Origin of the sequence: Pseudomonas savastanoi, from assembly GCF_020917325.1 — a bacterium.
GTDB lineage: Bacteria > Pseudomonadota > Gammaproteobacteria > Pseudomonadales > Pseudomonadaceae > Aquipseudomonas > Aquipseudomonas amygdali.
Genome location: NZ_CP076652.1, coordinates 2,048,162 through 2,066,250, shown reverse-complemented (window position 1 = coordinate 2,066,250; position 18,089 = coordinate 2,048,162). Strand labels below are relative to the sequence as shown.

The 18,089-nt window shown below is 61.7% G+C and carries 3 protein-coding genes; all 3 read right to left on the bottom strand.

Features of this window, described 5'->3' with window-relative positions:
- From KP808_RS09045 to KP808_RS09035, 3 genes are read right to left on the bottom strand one after another with little or no spacing between them, the layout of a single operon-like run.
- Complete coding sequence (locus KP808_RS09045) at positions 1-6,456, bottom strand: non-ribosomal peptide synthetase (protein ID WP_230018177.1); 6,456 nt, start codon at positions 6,454-6,456, stop codon at positions 1-3.
- 14 nt (positions 6,457-6,470) lie between these two features.
- Positions 6,471-14,411 carry a non-ribosomal peptide synthetase gene (locus KP808_RS09040; protein ID WP_230018175.1) on the bottom strand — a complete coding sequence of 2,647 codons (7,941 nt, stop codon included), beginning with the start codon at positions 14,409-14,411 and terminating at the stop codon, positions 6,471-6,473.
- Complete coding sequence (locus tag KP808_RS09035; protein WP_230018173.1) at positions 14,408-17,818, bottom strand: non-ribosomal peptide synthetase; 3,411 nt, start codon at positions 17,816-17,818, stop codon at positions 14,408-14,410. The genes KP808_RS09040 and KP808_RS09035 overlap by 4 nt, the downstream gene beginning before the upstream one ends.
- Positions 17,819-18,089: the final 271 nt, after the last annotated feature.

Here is an 18,089-nt window from a genome sequence, read left to right as displayed (position 1 = left end):
TCAGATACCCGCCATTTCATTCATCATTTTTTCAATATCGGACAAGCCGTCGTCGGTCAGCGACAAGCCGCTGCTGGCGAAAGCCTGAATAAATTCGTTCAATTGCGGTTTCTCGAAAATCAGGCGCAGCGGGATGTCGATCCCCAGGCCCGTGTGAATTCTGGAAATCAGTTGCGTGGCCAGCAGCGAATGGCCGCCCAGTTCGAAGAAATCGTCGCTCAGCCCGACGCGCTCGACTTTCAGCACGTCAGCCCAGATCGCAGCCATTTGCTGCTCCTGCTCAGTCGACGGCGCAACGTACTGGCGCTGCAACTGGCTGGCGTCTGGTGCTGGCAGGGCTTTGCGATCCAGCTTGCCGTTGGCGCTCAGCGGCATGCTTGCCAGCCAGACGAAGTGGGTCGGCACCATGTAATCGGGCAGTGTTTCCTTGAGATACGCCTTGAGTGCGTCCCGCAGGTGATCGCCACTGTGCTCAGCCACCAGATAGGCTGCCAGCTGCTTGCCGGACGGGCCGTCAACGTCGACAACTACAGCTTCCTGAACGTTTTCGTGTTCCAGCAGGCTGGCTTCGATCTCGCCCAGTTCAATACGCAGGCCGCGAATCTTCACTTGATGGTCGATACGCCCGGCGTATTCGATAACGCCTTCATCGCGATAACGCGCCAGATCCCCGGTTCGGTAAAGACGCCCGCCCTGCTCGTCGAACGGGTCCGGCACAAAGCGCTCAGCCGTCAGCGCCGCGCGATTGTGATAACCCCGCGCCAGCCCCACACCGCCCAGATACAGTTCTGCCGCAACGCCTTGCGCGGCAGGCAGCAAACCGTCATCCAGAATGTGGGTTTTCAGATTATCAATGGGTCGACCAATCGGCACGCTGAGCACGTCGTCCGTAGTGCAGGTCCAATGCGTCACGTCGATAGCCGCTTCGGTCGGACCGTACAGGTTGTACAAGCCCGCCTGCGGCAGACGCTTGAGCACCTGACCGGCGAGTTCGGCAGGCAGTGCTTCGCCGCTACACACAACACGCCGCAGGCTGTTACAGCTTTCTACCTGCGAATGGGTGAGAAACGCCTGAAGCATCGATGGCACAAAGTGCAGCGTCGTGACCTGATGTTCGCGGATGGTCTGCACCAGCCGCTCCGGGTCGCGATGATCGCCCGGCAACGCCACGGCTAAACGTGCGCCGGTCAGCAGCGGCCAGAAGAATTCCCAGACCGACACGTCGAAGCTGAACGGGGTTTTCTGCAATACCGTATCGCTGCCACTCAGCGTGTAGGCCTTCTGCATCCAGTGCAAACGGTTGACCAGAGCGCGATGGCTGTTACCTGCGCCCTTGGGCTTGCCGGTCGAACCCGAGGTGTAAATCACATACGCCAGATTCAGCGGATGGCTGAGGTTGACCGGGTTGGCAGTGCTGTAACCGTCAAGCCAATCGCCGTCCTGATCCAGACAAAGGCTCTGTACTTGAACCGGCAGGCGCTGTAGCAGTGCACTCTGGGTCAACAGTAAACCAATACCGCTGTCCTGCATCATGTAGGCCAGACGGTCTTCGGGGTAATCCGGGTCCAGCGGCACGTAAGCGCCACCGGCCTTGATGATCGCCAACAGGCCGATGACCAGCTCGACGCTGCGCTCGACACAGATACCCACCAGCACATCGGGGCCGACGCCCGACTCGCGCAAGCGATGAGCAAGCTGGTTGGCGCGGGCATTGAGCTGCGCGTAGCTGAGTTGTTCAGCGGCGAAGACCAGCGCCGGGGCGTCCGGCGTGGCCAGCACCTGCGCCTCGATCAGGCTGTGCAGACTGTGCTCGCCAGGGAAATCGGCAGCCGTGGCGTTCCAGTCGCGAATAATCTGCTGCTGTTCGGCAGCGTCAAGTATTGGCACCTCAGCGATACGCTGACCCGCATTGGCGCAAATGGCTTGCAACAGCGCGAGCCAGTGCCCGGCCATGCGCTCGATGGTGCTGCGTTCGAACAGCGCGGTGGCATAGGTCAGGCCTGCGCTCAAAGCGCCATCGTGTTCGGCGGTATTGAGGGTCAGGTCGAACTGTGCCGGATAGCTCTCGGACGTCAGCGCTTCGACCTGCAAACCGGGCAGTGCGCGCACCTCGGCACTGGCCTGGCTTTGGTGGTTGAACATCACCTGGAACAGCGGGCTGTGACTGAGGCTGCGTTGAGGTTGCAGTGCCTCGACCAGCTGTTCGAACGGCAGTTCCTGATGCGCCTGGGCTTGCAGGGCCGCATGTTTGACCTGTTGCAGCAGCTCGCTGAACGTGGTGTGCAGGTCGAATTCGGCGCGCAGCACCTGGGTGTTGACGAAGAAACCGATCAGGCCTTCGGTTTCCGCGCGGGTGCGATTGGCAATCGGCACGCCGACGCGAATGTCCGGCTGGCCGCTGTGGCGATGCAACAAGGTCTGGAACGACGCCAGCAGCAGCATGAACAGTGTCACGCCCTGTTGCCGCGCGACCTGTTTCAAGTCGTCGATCAACGCTGGCGCCAGCTCGACCGCCAGCCGCGCACCGGCGTGGCTTTGCACGACCGGGCGCGGATGATCGGCGGGCAGTTCCAGAATCGGCGGCTGGTCGCCCAGTTGCTGCTTCCAGTAATCCAGCTGTCGCGCCTGTTCTCCGGCGTCCATCCAGTTGCGTTGCCACAGCGCATAGTCGGCGTATTGCATGTCCAGCGCGGTCAACATCACCTCGCGGCCCTGGCTGTAGCCTTCGTACAGGCGCACCAGTTCATCGACCATGATCGGCATCGACCAGCCATCGGAAACGATGTGGTGCTGGGTCAGGATAAGCACGTGTTCGTCAGCAGCAAGATTCAGCAAGCGGACGCGCAACAGCGGGCCCTGTTCCAGATCGAACGGGCGCTGCATTTCCTGCTCCACGCAGGCTTCAAGGGTTTGGCCGGCAGGCACGGACTCGACCATCAGGGTCAAGGCACGCGGCGCATGGATGATCTGCACAGCCTGTTCGCCCTGCTGGCGGAAGGTGGTGCGCAGGGTTTCGTGGCGGGCAATCAATGCGCTGAAACTGTGCTCCAGCGCGGCAATGTCCAGCGAGCCGCTCAGACGCAGGGCCGCAGGAATAGTGTAAGCAGTGCTTTCTGGATCAAGCTGCCAGAGAAACCACTGGCGCTGCTGTGCGTAAGACAAGCCCAGCGGCTGGCTGCGGTCGGCCTTGATAAAGCGTGGCGCAGCATTGCCCTGCCCGTTGCCCGCCGCCAGCGCAAAGGCTGCCAGATCACGCGTTTCAAACAGGTCGCGCAACGACAGTTCGACGTCCAGTTGCTGACGGATGCGCGAGATCACCTGAGTGGCCAGCAACGAATGCCCGCCCAGCTCAAAAAAGTTGTCGCTACGCCCGACCTGCTCGACTTTCAGCACATCGGCCCAGATCGCCGCCAGTTGCTGCTCAAGCTCGCCTTGCGGAGCAATATAGGCCGCCTGCAACTGGCTGGCATCCGGCGCAGGCAGCGCCTTGCGGTCCAGCTTGCCGTTGGCGGTCAGCGGCATCTTGTCGAGGACGATGAAATGCGTCGGCACCATGTAATCCGGCAGGTGCGCGCGGAGTTCGGTCTTCAGGGTTTCGCGCAGGCTTTGCTGATCGTGATCAGGTTGGGCTGGGACTAGATACGCGGCCAATTGCCCGTCCACGGCCAGCACCATCACTTCGCGCACGGTCGGGTGCGCTTGCAGGCGCGCTTCGATTTCGCCCAGTTCGATGCGGAAGCCGCGAATCTTCACCTGATGGTCGATACGCCCGGCGTATTCGATCACTCCAGCAGCGCGATAACGGGCCAGGTCGCCGGTGCGGTACAGGCGACCGCCGTCGCTGGAAAACGGGTCCGGCACGAAGCGTTCGGCGGTCAGCGCCGCGCGGTTGTGATAACCCCGCGCCAGACCCGCATGGCCGATGTGCAGTTCGCCGCAGCAGCCTTGGGCGACCGGGTTGAAATCAGCGTCCAGCACGTACCACGACAAATCCGGGATCGCCTCGCCAATCGGGCTGGCCGGGTTTTGCGTGTCGGCCTCGGTTATCGGTCGGTAAGTGACATGCACGGTGGTTTCAGTGATGCCGTACATGTTGATCAGTTGCGGTGCATGATCGCCAAAACGGTCGAACCACGGCTTCAGGCTGGCGACGTCCAGCGCTTCGCCGCCGAAGATGACCTTTTCCAGCGACATCGGCACAGGCGAATCACACGCCACACGCATCAACTGCTTGAACGCCGACGGCGTCTGGTTGAGCACTGTGACGCGCTGTTCAACCAGCAGCGCATGGAAGTCTTCCGGCGAACGGGTCACTTCGCGCGGCACGATCACCAGTCGGCCGCCATGCAGCAGCGCGCCGAAAATCTCCCACACCGAGAAGTCGAAGGCGAAGGAATGGAACAGCGTCCACACGTCTTTTTCGCTGAATTTGAACCAGTCATCCGTGGCAGCAAACAGGCGCATCAGGTTGTGATGGGCGAGCAAGGTGCCTTTCGGTTTTCCGGTCGAGCCGGAGGTGTAGATCACGTAGGCCAGGTTGTCTGGCGAGGTCTGGTTGACCGGGTTTTCCGTGCTGTAACCGTCCAGCGAATCAGTCAGATCCAGTGTCTGAACATGTGCAGGAATAGGCAGTTGCCCAAGCAAATGCGCCTGGGTCAGCAACAGTTCGATACCGCTGTCGTACATCAGAAAGCTCAGGCGATCCTGCGGGTAATCCGGGTCCAGCGGCACGTATGCACCACCGGCCTTGAGGATCGCCAGCATTCCCACGATCATCTGCAGACTGCGTTCAGCGGCCAGCCCCACGCGAACATCCGGGCCGACGCCCTGCTTGCGCAGTTTATGAGCCAGCTGGTTGGCGCGGCTGTTGAGCTGTTGATAGCTCAATTGCTCGGCACCGAAGCTCAGAGCGATGGCCAGCGGCGAGCGCTCGGCCTGAGTTTCAATGCGTTGATGGGCGCAATATTCACTTGGATAAACCGCAAGGTCGCGGTTCCAGTCGCGCAGGGTGTCTTGCCACTCATCGACGCTCAACAGCGGCAGCTCGGCGATGCGCTGGTTGACGTCGCGGCACATGCCGCTCAGCAGGTTGCACCAGTGCTCGGCCATGCGTTCGATGGTTGCGGCGTCAAACAGGTCGGTGGCGTAGGTCAACGAAGCGGCCAGGCCGTTCGGGCGTTCGCAGGTGTCCAGGGTCAGGTCGAACTGCGCGGTGTGTTTGTCGGACAGCTGATATTCCAGGCGCAGACCGGCCAGTTCGCGGGCCTCGTTGTGGCCTTCGCTCTGGTGGTTGTAGGCCACCTGAAACAGTGGGCTGCGGCTCAGATCGCGCTGCGGTTGCAGGGCTTCGACCAGTTGTTCGAACGGTAGGTCTTGATGAGCCTGGGCCTGCACAGCCGTGTGTTTGATCTGCTGCAGCAACCCGGCCACGGTGGTTTGCGTATCGAAGTCGGCCTTGAGCACCTGAGTGTTGACGAAGAAGCCGATCAGCCCTTGGGTTTCGCTGCGGGTGCGGTTAGCGACGGGCACACCGACGCGTATATCGGCCTGACCGCTGTAGCGGTGCAACAAGGTCTGCAACGACGCCAGCAACAGCATGAACAGGGTGATGCCCTGCTGCCGCGCCAGAGTCTTGAGGTCGTTCAGCAGCGCGGCATCCAGCTCGACATTCAGTCGCGCTCCGTCGTAGCTGCGCAGCGCCGGGCGCGGTCGATCGGTGGGCAGCTCCAGAATCGGCTGTTGCTCTCCCAGCTGTTGCTTCCAGTACGCAAGCTGGCGTTCCTGCTCGCCCATTTCCAGCCAGTTGCGCTGCCAGAGGGCGTAGTCGGCGTACTGGATCGGCAAGGGTGGCAATTCGGCTTCGCGGCCCAGCGTGGCGGCCTGATAGCACTGCATCAGCTCGTCAACCATGATCGGCATCGACCAGCCATCGGAGACGATGTGGTGCTGGGTCAACACCAGCACGTGCTCCTGCTCGCTCAGTTTGAGCAGCCTGACCCGCAACAGCGGCCCATGTTGCAGATCGAAGGGCTGCTGCACTTCCTGATCGACGTAACGCTCGACCGTTTCGCCAGCCGCCAGTTGGTCGACATGCAATGCAAACGGCGACGCCGGATGCACCACCTGCAACGCGTCGTCGCCCTGCTGTTCAAACGTGGTGCGCAGGGTTTCGTGACGCTCGATCAGGTGTTCGACGCTACGCCGTAATGCCTCGACATCCAGCGCGCCATGCAGGCGCAGCGCCAGCGGAATGTTGTAGGCCGCGCTGTGCGGTTCCAGTTGCCAGATGATCCATTGCCGCTGCTGCGCATAGGAGAGCGCAGACGGGGCCTGCGTCTCCCTTACAGCGATCGGCGTGACCCCGTAGAGATTCACCCCCTGGCGCTTGAGCAGGACCGCCAGCGCCTTGCGTTCACGGGCGGACAGCGATTTAACGGAGTCAAGCAACTGTTGCACTGGGGTCTCTCCTGCTAAGCAATCAAATTATCAATTTCCTCCGCTGATAAACGTTTGAGTGCCTCCAGTGATTTAGTCAATTCGTCCAGCGCATGGTCACTTTCACCATTTTTTTCGTGCAGCGTGGCGCAGAAGTCCGCCAGCACCGGCTGTTCGAACAGGTCCTTGAGGCCGACCTCGCGCTGCAACTGCTCACGTACTCGCACCAGCATCTGTACCGCCAGCAGCGAGTGGCCGCCGAGTTCGAAGAAGTTGTCGCTGCGCCCGACCTGCCCGACCTTGAGCACGTCACTCCAGACCGCCGCCAATTGTTCTTCCAGCTCGCCTTGCGGCGCGACATAGGCCACCTGCAACTGACCGGCATCCGGCGCAGGCAGCGCCTTGCGGTCCAGCTTGCCGTTGGCGGTCAGCGGCATCTTGTCGAGGACGATGAAATGCGTCGGCACCATGTAATCCGGCAGATGTGCACGGAGTTCGGTTTTCAGGGCTTCGCGCAGGCTTTGCTGGTCCTGATCAGGCTCGGCTGACACCAGATACGCGGCCAATTGCCCATCCACGGCCAGCACGATCACTTCGCGCACGGCCGGGTGCGCTTGCAGCCGCGCTTCGATTTCGCCCAGTTCGATGCGGAAGCCGCGAATCTTCACCTGATGGTCGATACGCCCGGCGTACTCGATCACTCCAGCAGCGCGATAACGGGCCAGGTCGCCGGTGCGGTACAGGCGACCGCCGTCGCTGGAGAACGGGTCCGGCACAAAGCGTTCAGCAGTCAGCGCCGCGCGGTTGTGATAACCCCGCGCCAGACCCGCATGGCCGATGTGCAGTTCGCCGCAGCAGCCTTGGGCGACCGGGTTGAAATCAGCGTCCAGCACGTACCACGACAAATCCGGGATCGCCTCGCCAATCGGGCTGGCCGGGTTTTGCGTGTCGGCCTCGGTTATCGGTCGGTAAGTGACATGCACGGTGGTTTCAGTGATGCCGTACATGTTGATCAGTTGCGGTGCATGATCGCCAAAACGGTCGAACCAGAGCTTCAGGCTGGCGACGTCCAGCGCTTCGCCACCAAAGATGACTTTCTCCAGCGACATCGACACAGGCGAATCACACGCCACACGCATCAACTGCTTGAACGCCGACGGCGTCTGGTTGAGCACTGTGACGCGCTGTTCAACCAGCAGCGCATGGAACTCTTCCGGCGAACGGGTCACTTCGCGCGGCACGATCACCAGTCGGCCGCCATGCAGCAGCGCGCCAAAAATCTCCCACACCGAGAAGTCGAAGGCGAAGGAATGGAACAGCGTCCACACGTCCTTTTCGCTGAATTTAAACCAGTCATCTGTAGCGGCAAACAGGCGCATCAGGTTGTGATGGGCGAGCAAGGTGCCTTTAGGTTTTCCGGTCGAGCCGGAGGTGTAGATGACGTAGGCCAGATTGTCTGGCGAGGTCTGGTTGACCGGGTTTTCCGTGCTGTAACCGTCCAGCGAATCAGCCAGATCCAGTGTCTGAACATATGCAGGAATAGGCAGTTGCCCAAGCAAATGCGCCTGGGTCAGCAACAGTTCGATACCGCTGTCGTGCATCAGAAAGCTCAGGCGATCCTGCGGGTAGTCCGGATCCAGCGGCACGTACGCGCCACCGGCCTTGAGGATCGCCAGCATTCCGACGATCATTTCCAGACTGCGTTCAGCGGCCAGCCCCACGCGAACATCCGGGCCGACGCCCTGCTTGCGCAGTTTATGGGCCAACTGGTTGGCGCGGCAGTTGAGCTGTTGATAGCTCAGTTGCTCGCCAGCAAAAGTCAGGGCAATGGCCTGCGGCGTGCGCTCGGCCTGGGTTTCAATGCGTTGATGGGCGCACTGCCCGGTCGGGTAATACTGCACGCTTTGCGTCCAGGCAGTCGGCAGGGTCAGCTCGCCGAGACGCGCCGTTGCGGACGCACTGAGGCTTTGCAGCAAGTGATCGAAATGCGCTGCCAGTTGCAGAATGCCTTCTGCACTGAAGTGTTGCCGGTCGTAACTGAAACGTACCGACAGCACGTCGTTGGCCTCGACCACCAGGGTCAGCGGGTAATGCGCTTGTTCCTGATTGCGCAGGTCGCTGAACGTCAGACCGTCCGGCGCTCGCTGCAAGGCTTCGGACACCGGGTAGTTTTCGAATACCAGTATGTTGTCGAACAGCGGCTCGCCACTTTTACGTGCCCAGCGCTGGATGTCATACAGCGGCGTGTGCTCATGCTCGCGCAGGGCAATGTTCTTCGCCTGCACCTGCTGCACCCAGTCGCCGACGGTCTGTTCCGAACGCGGGCTGGCGATCACCGGCAAGGTGTTGATGAACAGGCCCAGTTGCTCCTCGACGCCCGGCAATTCAGCCGGACGCCCGGCCACCGTCGCACCAAAGGTCACGCTGGACTGGCCGGTATAGCGTTGCAGCAGCAACAGCCAGGCCGATTGCACCAGCGTGTTGAGGGTGACGTGCTGTTCGCGGGCAAACTCGCTCAAGCGGCGGGTGCCGTCGGCATCGATCAGCTGAATGTAATCGCCATAGCCCTGCTCATCGGTTGATGTTTTGAAGGCTTGCAGCAAGCGGGTCGGCTCGTCCAGTTCGGCCAGTTCTGCGGTCCAGAAGCGCTCGCTGACATCAGCGTCCTGATCCTGTAGCCACTGGATGTAATCGCGATAACGTCCCGCCTGTTTCGGCGGCGTCTGACCGCTGTAGCGTTGCAGCACTTCGCCCAGCAGCCGCGAGCTGCTCCAGCCGTCCATCAAAATGTGGTGGCTGGTGTAGACCAGTTGCCACGCGTCGTCGGCAGTGCGCACTACCGCCAGGCGCAACAGCGGACCGTGCGCCAGATCAAAACCCTGCTGACGGTCGGCCTGCGCCCAGTCGTCGAGCCAGTTTTGCGGCTTGCCACGCGCATCCAGCTCGACAAAGGGCAGTGTGACCTGACGTTGCACGACTTGCAGCGACTGTTCGCTCTGGCTGATAAAACAACTGCGCAGCACTTCGTGGTTGTTCACCGCTGATTGCCATGCGTTATGGAAACGCGGCACATCCAGGCCGCTGATGCTCACGCGCATCTGGTTGATGTAGTTGCCCGCGCCCTCATCGAACAACGAGTGGAACAGCATGCCCTGCTGCATCGGCGACAGCGGGTAGATGTCTTCGATCTCGCCCGCAGCAATCGGCAAGCCGTCGAGTTGCGTTTGAGTGAGGCGCGCCAGCGTAAAGTCCGACGGCGTGACGCCCTGATGCCCGGCGGTGCAGTGGTCGATCAGCGTGGTCAGCGCCTGCTCGTAGCGACGCGCCAGGGTGTCGATGGTCGAAGCTTGATACACCTCGCGGCTGAAGCTCCAGTCCAGTTGCAGCTGGCCGTCGAACACCTGACCATTGAGGCTCAGCCAGTTGCCCAGCGGGCCGTCTTCGCACAGCGCAGTGCCAGTTTTGTCGGCACTCGGCATGAACAACGCGCCTTGTTGTTCGTTGAAGCTGCCGTCGAACTGGCCCAGGTAATTGAACGTGACTCGTGCCTGCGGCAAGGCGGCCAATTGTTGCTTAAACGACGGCTCGCCGAGATGACGTAATACGCCGTAACCAATACCTTTGTTCGGCACGGCACGCAGTTGTTCCTTGATCCCGCACAGGCTCGCACCCGGCGCGATTTGCGGCGTGAGGCGAACCGGAAACAGGCTGCTGAACCAGCCGACGGTACGGCTGAGATCGGTGTCGTCAAACAAGTCTTCGCGGCCATGCCCTTCCAGCTGGATCAGCACCGACGGCTGCTGACTCCACTCGCACAACACTTGCGCCAGCGCGGTCAACAGCAGGTCGTTGACTTGCGTGCGGTACGCGGCAGGTGCAACTTTCAGCAGCTTGTGGGTCAGGTCCTTGCTCAACCAGGATGAGGCATGGGCCGCATCGCGATTGCGCATCGAACCTTCGGGCTTGTCGCGTGGCAACGGTTGATCTGTGCCCTGTAAAGCGTGCAGCCAGTAATCGCGCTCGGCGGTCAGCGTTTCGCCGGTCGCATACTGTTGCAATTGCTCGGCCCAATGCTTGAGAGACGTGGTTTTCGCTGCCAACGCCACAGGCTGGCCCTTAGTCAGGGCGACGTAAGCCTGTTGCAAGTCTTCCAGCAGCACCCGCCACGACACGCCGTCGACGGCCAAATGATGAATCACCAGCAACAAACGCTGCTCGCCCTGCGGCAGGTTGACCAACAGCGCCCGCAGCAGCGGACCGTTTTTCAGGTCAAGACTGCGCTGCGCCTCGTCGGCCAGTTCAGGCAAGCGCTCAATGCTGTCCAGCTCATGAACCCACAGCAGGTCGCGAGTGTTCAGTGCGCCGAACGTGGCTTGCCACTGGCCGTCTTGCAGAGCAAAACCCAGACGCAACGCGTCGTGCTGTTCGATCAGTGCAGTGAGCGCAGCCTGGAGATGACTGGCATCCAGCGTTTGCAGGGGCTTGAGCATCAGCGCCTGATTCCAGTGCTGACGCTCGGGGATGTCCAGTTCGAAGAAGCGCGCCTGAATCGGCAGCAACGGCAGCGAGCCACTGACCTGTTCGACCAGCGCAGCAGGCTTTTTCTGGATCAGTTTTGCCACCGAGGCCAACTGGCTGATGGTCTGCTTTTCAAACAACTGCTTGGGGCTGAGCTTGATGCCCTGGCGCTTGGCGCGGGCGATGATCTGCAGGCTGAGGATCGAGTCGCCGCCCAGTTCGAAGAAGTTGTCGGTGCTGCCGACTTGTTCCAGTTTCAGCACGTCCGCCCATACGGCGGCGAGCTTCTCCTCGATCTCGCCGACCGGCGCGGTATAGCGCTGTTTGACCACGCCCGGCTTGGGCAAGGCGCGTTTGTCGAGCTTGCCGTTGGCGGTCAGCGGCAGGCTGTCCAGCAGCATGATCTGAGCGGGCACCATGTAGTCGGGCAAGCGTGCAGCCAACTGCTCGCGCAGGCTGTCGACGGTCAGATCCGCACCGGCTGCCGCGACGCAATAGGCCACCAGTTGCAGACGGGATTCATCTTCATCGACAGGCAATGCCAGCACGCTGGTTTGCGCAACCGAAGGCAGGTTCAGCAGCACCCGCGCCACTTCGGCAGGCTCGACGCGATAACCACGCACTTTGACTTGATCGTCGGCACGGCCGATGAATTCCAGCAGGCCCTGATGATTGCGCCGCATGCGGTCGCCGCTGCGATAGGCGCGTGCGCCATTCTCTGCAAACGGGTCCGGCACGAAACGCTCGGCGGTCAGCGCAGGCTGACCGATGTAGCCCAGCGCGACACTGTCGCCACCGATGTACAGCTCGCCCGCGACCTGAGTGCCAACGGGGTTCAGAACATCATCCAGCACGTAAGCGCTGGCCCCCGGCAACGGCGCACCGACCGGCACCTTAGTGGATAGATATAAACCTTGTGGGAGCGAGCCGGGCGACGCTTCGCTTGCTCGCGAAGAGGCCTTTACAGTCTTGCAAAATGGGGAAGCTGGACTATTGCTTTCGCGAGCAAGCTCGCTCCCACATTGTGATAGTGAAGCAGGCACCTCATGGGTCAGTACGCCGACCGTGGTTTCGCTCGGGCCGTAGTGGTTGATCACCCGGCAATCCGGTTTGAGCTGACGCACCTGCTCGACCAGCGCAGGCGAACAGGCTTCGCCGCCGACGATCAGTGCATGCTGCGGAAACACATCGGCAGGATGGCTGGCCTGTAACAGCGCGGCCAGATGACCGGGCACGATCTTCAGCACGCCAACCTGATGCTCGGCCATGTAAGCCGCGAAGGCATCCGGGTCGAAACCCAGCGCCTCGGTCAGCACATGCAGCGTGCGTCCCGAACACAGCGCGCCGAACAGCACGGTATGACCAAGGTCGGCGGCGATGGTCGAGACCAGCGCCATGCTCGCCTCGGGAGCCAGTTGCAACTGCTCCAGCAGACCACGCACGTAAGAGGCCAGCGCGCCCTGGCTGACCAATACGCCCTTGGGCTGACCGGTGGAACCGGAGGTATGAATAACGTAAGCCGCTGAATCGGCTGACAGCGTGATATCAGGACGACTGACCGGCAAGTCCTGCCACAGCGCAGGCGTCCAGGCCAGGCCCTCACAGCCGGCAACATCCAGTGACGTCTGGCGCACATCGCCTTCGGCACACAGCAGCACTTTGGCCTGGGCGTTGCTCAGCATCTGTTGCAGGCGCGCATCCGGGGCTTTGACGTCCAGCGGCATGTACACACCACCGGCCTTGAAGATCGCCAGCACCGCCGTTAGCCAGTCCAGCGAACGCTCCATCAACACCGCAACCGGCTGGCCTTCGCCAATACCCATCCGGATCAGATGATGGGCCAGTTGATTGGCGGCCTGATCCAGTTCCAGCGTCGTCAGGCTGCGATCCAGACACCGGGCGGCCAGTGCATGCGGCTGGTGTTCAACCTGTTGGCCCCAGAGCTGAAGCATGTGCGGCGCGGGTTCGCGCACTTCGCGTGGTGGCTCGATTGCCAGTGCACCGAGGCTGAACAACGGCGCCTGCGGCGCATCGAGCAGGGTTTTGAACAGCGCAAGCATTTCGGGAATGAACCCTTCGACGGTGGCGCGTCGATAAAGGTCGCTGGCGTAGGCCATCTCGCCATGAATCAGCGTGCCGTCGTCGGTGATATCCAGCGCCAGATCGAAATGCGCGCCCTGCTTGTCGAAGGCGTATTCGCTGACTTCCAGCCCGGCCAGCTTGAGCGCGGTTTTCTGTTTGAGGATTACGTTCTGGTTGAACTTGGCCTGAAACAAAGGGTTGTGGCCCAGGCTGCGCTCTGGCGCCAGTTGATCGACAAGTTGCTCGAACGGTACGTCCTGATGGGCCTGCGCGCCGAACGAGGTGTCACGGATCTGCGCCAGCAGGTCAAGGTAGCTGAGGCGCTCGTCCACCTGGCAGCGCAAAACCTGAGTATTGATGAAGAAACCGATCAGCCCTTCGGTTTCAGCGCGACCGCGGTTGGCGTTAGGCACACCGATGCGGATATCGCGTTGCCCGGCCTTGCGCGACAGAAACAGCGAAAAACCGGCCAGCACCAGCATGAACAGGGTCATGCCCTGCGTGCGCGCAAAGGCGTTGAGCTGGCGCGACAGATCAGCACCGAAATCAAAGCGCAGGTGCTCGCCCTGATAGCTTTGTGTCACCGGGCGTGGGAAATCCTGCGCGGCGTCCAGCAAAGGTTGTTCGTCACCCAACTGGCTGCGCCAGTAATCCAGTTGCCGCGCGCCCTCGCCCGCCTCCAGCCAGCTGCGTTGCCAGATAGCGTAGTCGGCGTATTGCAGCGGCAGCTCCGGCAGCGCAGGTTCGCGACCTTCGCAATACGCCTGATAGCAGTGCACGAACTCCTGAATCATGACGTCCATCGACCAACCGTCGGAGACGATGTGGTGCATGCTCACCACCAGCACATGCTCGTCACTGGCAAGACGGAACAGGTGCGCACGCAGCAACGGGCCTGTGCGCAAATCAAACGGCTGGCTGGTGACGGTGGCAACTCGCAACGCCAGTTCGGCATCGCGCAGTTCGACATCAGCCAGACCGGACAAATCAATGCTGTCCAGCGCCACGGTCTGATCATGCAGCAGCACTTGCTGCGCCTGATCACCGTCGGTATGGAACACAGTACGCAGCACTTCGTGGCGCTCGATCAGATGATCAAAGGCGCGGCGCAATGTCGACTCGTTCAGCGGGCCTTGCAGACGCAGGCCGGTGGTCATCTTGTAGGCGTCGCTCTGCGGGTCGAGCTGCCAGAGGAACAGCAGGCGTTGCTGGGCAAACGACAGCGGAATCGCGCTGAAATCATGACGGCTGACCGGTACCGGCAACAGACTGAAATCCTTGCCTTCCTGGCGCAAGCGGGCGAGGAACTGCTGGCGTTGTTCCAGTGGCAGGCCGACAAAACGTTTCGCGATGCGTGCAGCGGTGGTCCCGGTCATGCGCCAAATTCCTCCAGTGAGTCCATGAACTGGTCCATGTCGCTCCAGTCGTTATCCATTGTGTTGTCGGTCAGCGCGGCCACTTCGAAGGCGAGATCGCTGAGCAGCGGTTTTTCAAACAGGGTGCGCAACGGCAGGCTGATGCCCAGTCGCGTCTTGATCCGGGCGATGACTTGCGCGGCAAGCAACGAATGGCCGCCCAGCTCGAAAAAGTGATCATCCAGACCGACCTGCTGTGCGTGCAGGACTTCTTGCCAAATAGCAGCGAGGCAGATTTCCACATCGTTGTGCGGCGCGCGATAACGCGCCTGCAACTGGCTTGAATCGGGCGCTGGCAGTGCCTTGCGGTCCAGTTTGCCGCTGGGCGTGAGTGGCAACTCCGGGAGCAGCAATAAATGCGTCGGCACCATGTAATCCGGCAGGCTGGATTGCAACTGGCTCTTGATGCCCTGGCGCAGCGCCAGTTGCTCGGCATCGCCGTTCGCCATGACCTGCGGCACCACGTAAGCGACCAGTTGCGTGCTGCCCGCCAGCTCGACAGCCAGTACCACCGCTTCGCGCACGCCTGTGCATTGCTGCAGGCGCGATTCGATTTCGCCCAGTTCAATACGGAAACCGCGGATTTTCACTTGATGGTCGACCCGTCCGATGTACTCGACAGCGCCGTCAGCGCGCAGCCTGGCGCGGTCGCCGGTGCGGTACAGGCGCTCACCGGGCACGAACGGATCAGCCACGAAACGCTCGGCGCTCAGGCCGGGCTGGGCGTGATAACCCCGCGCCAGACCGGGGCCACCGATGTACAGCTCACCCACCGCGCCTTGTGGCAGCAGGTTCAGTTGGTCGTCGAGCACGTACAAACGACGCCCCGCCAGGCCTTTGCCGATCGGCACGCCGCGCCACGACACCTGCTCCGGGGTCAGCGCGCTGCAATCGTGAATGCTCGAGACCACTGTGGCTTCAGTCGGTCCGTAGGTGTTGAGCAGGCGCACCTGCCCGAGCCCGGCCTGCTGCCACAAGCGCAGGCCTTCGACGGCCATCGCTTCGCCGCCGACGTGAATCTGCCGCAGCGCGCCGTAATGCGCAGGCGGGCTTGCGGCGAAATCCTGAACCAGCGTCAGCCAGTAGGCCGCAGGCAGGTCAGCCAGGGTTACGCCATGTTCGACGACAGCCTGATGGAAGGTGGCGCTGTCCCACAAACGCTCGTCACGCAAGACCACGGCCGCGCCGCGACACAGCGGTGGGTAGAACTGCTCGACGAAACCGTCGAAGCTGTGAGTCGCAAATTGCAGGACCCGATCACCCTCGCGCAGATCGCTGTAGTCCGCACCCAGCGTTAAAAATTCGGCCAGCGCGCCATGACTGATCGCCACGCCTTTTGGCCGGCCGGTCGAGCCCGAGGTGTAGATCACGTAGGCCAGATTGGCCGGATCAACGGCAACGTCCGGGTTTTGCGGGCTGGCTGCAGCACTGCTCATCTGATCGATGCACAGGCACTGAATACCTGCCAGATCAGGCAGCATCGTCCTTTGCGGGCTGTGGGTCAGCAGCAGTTTCAGGCCGCTGTCCTGCAGCACATGACGTAGACGCTCGCTCGGCGCGCTCAGGTCCAGCGGCACATAGGCACCGCCTGCCTTGAGCACGGCCAGCAGCGCGACGGGCATGTCCAGCGAACGGCCCAGTGCCACGCCGACCAGAACGTCCGGGCCGACGCCTTGCTCACGCAGTTGCCAGGCCAGACGGTTGCTGCGCTCATTCAGTTCGGTGTATCTCAGGCTGGGTGCCTGGCCTTCACCGGCGAGGATCAATGCCGGGGCGTCCGGTGTGCGCTGCACTTGCGCTTCGAATTGGCGATGCGCGGGGGTTGTGGTGTCGGCCTTGATGGCGCTGTCGACATCCAGCAGGTGCGCACGCTCATCGGTCGAGAGCATCGACAGTTCGCCGATGGTTTGCAGCGGATCGACGCAGACCGAGGCCAAGAGGTTACGCCAGTGATCAGCCAGACGAGTGATGGTCGCCTGATCGAAAATATCGGTGGCGTAGGTGAAAGCGGCGTTCAGTTGCTCGCCCTCGCCGCTGGTGGCAAGCATCAGATCACTGGCTGCGGCGTGCGAACGCTGCGCAAGTGCCTGTTGCTCGGCAGGCAGATTGGCCACACGCAGGCCACCGCTCAATTGTTTGTCCAGCAGGTCGGCAACCACAGGTTGGTGATTGAACATCACTTGAAACAGCGGGTTGTGGCTCTGGCTGCGCTCGGGTTGCAAGGCGTCGATGATCGCGTCGAACGGCAACTCCTGATGCGCCTGAGCACCGGTCGAAGCATTGCGCACGGTCTGCAATAAATCGACAAAGCGTGTTCGCGCCGTTACTTCACTGCGCAGCACTTGGGTGTTGATGAAGCAGCCGATCAGCCCTTCGGTTTCGCTGCGGGTGCGGTTGGCGATCAGGCCGCCGACACGAATGTCGGTCTGCCCGCTGTAGCGATGCAGCAGGCTTTTGAAGGTTGCCAGCAGCACCACGAAAAGGGTCACGCCCTGACGTTGCGCGAGGGTTTTAAGGTTGCGCAGCAGTTCGGGCTCCAGCGCCAGTTCCAGACGCGCGCCCTCGTGGCTGGGCAGCGCCGGGTACGGGCGGTCTGTGGGCAGTTCCAGTACCGGGTGTTCTTCGCCCAGATGACTGCGCCAGTAATCCAGCTGACGCTCTTGTTCGCCCGCCTCCAGCCAGCTGCGTTGCCACAGCGCATAGTCGCGGTACTGCACGAGCAGCGGCTGAAAAGGCAGCGGTTTGCCGCCCAGCAGCGCGTCATAGCCGCGCAGCCATTCGTCGATCAGCACGTTCATCGACCAGCCGTCGGTGATCATGTGGTGCAGGTTGAGCAGCAGTAGGTGTTCCTGTTCGGCGAGGCGCAATACCTGCACGGTAAACAGCGGCCCGCGCTGCAGGTCGAAGGTCTGCGCCGACTGTTCGGCCATCGCCTGCCGCGCACTCGCCCAGCGCTGTTCGTGAGGCTGCTGGCTCAGGTCGATCAGGCGGATGCTGACGGGTGTCGGCGGCGCAACACGCTGAAACGCCCGGTCGCCGTCCTGACCGAAGGTGGTGCGCAGACTTTCATGCCGCTCGACCAGCGCACTGAAGGCTCGCTCCAGCAACGGCAGCTCCAGCGGGCCATTCAGGCACACCGACATCGGCAGGTTGTAGGCTGCGCTGTGCGGGTCCAGTTGCCAGAGAAACCACATGCGTTGCTGGGCATAAGACAGCCCGTCACGCTCGGCCAGCCCTGCGCAGGAAGGGATCGGGAACAGCGAGAAATCCATGTTCTCCTTGCGCATGCCATCGAGAAACAGACGACGTTTTTCAAGGGGCAACTCGACAAAACGACGAGCGAGTTTCTGGGCGTGTTCGGGGTTCATGGGTCGATCCTTGCTGAATGGGGCTGACCGTCGGGCGGGGTCGTATCAACAAGAACGAATTGGCGGGGAAATATTTAGAAAGGTTTCTCGAGGCTGGCGCTCTGCATTGCACCGCACGCTCAAGCGAGGACGCAGAGCGTCCAGAACTGCATGCCTACGCGGAGCGCAGGCACGATAATCAACAGCCGGACAGCTATCGTTCCGCACGCTCAAATTCGACTGCCTGGCGGGAGCGAGCTTGCTCGCGAAGAGGCCAGTGCGCCCGGAACTG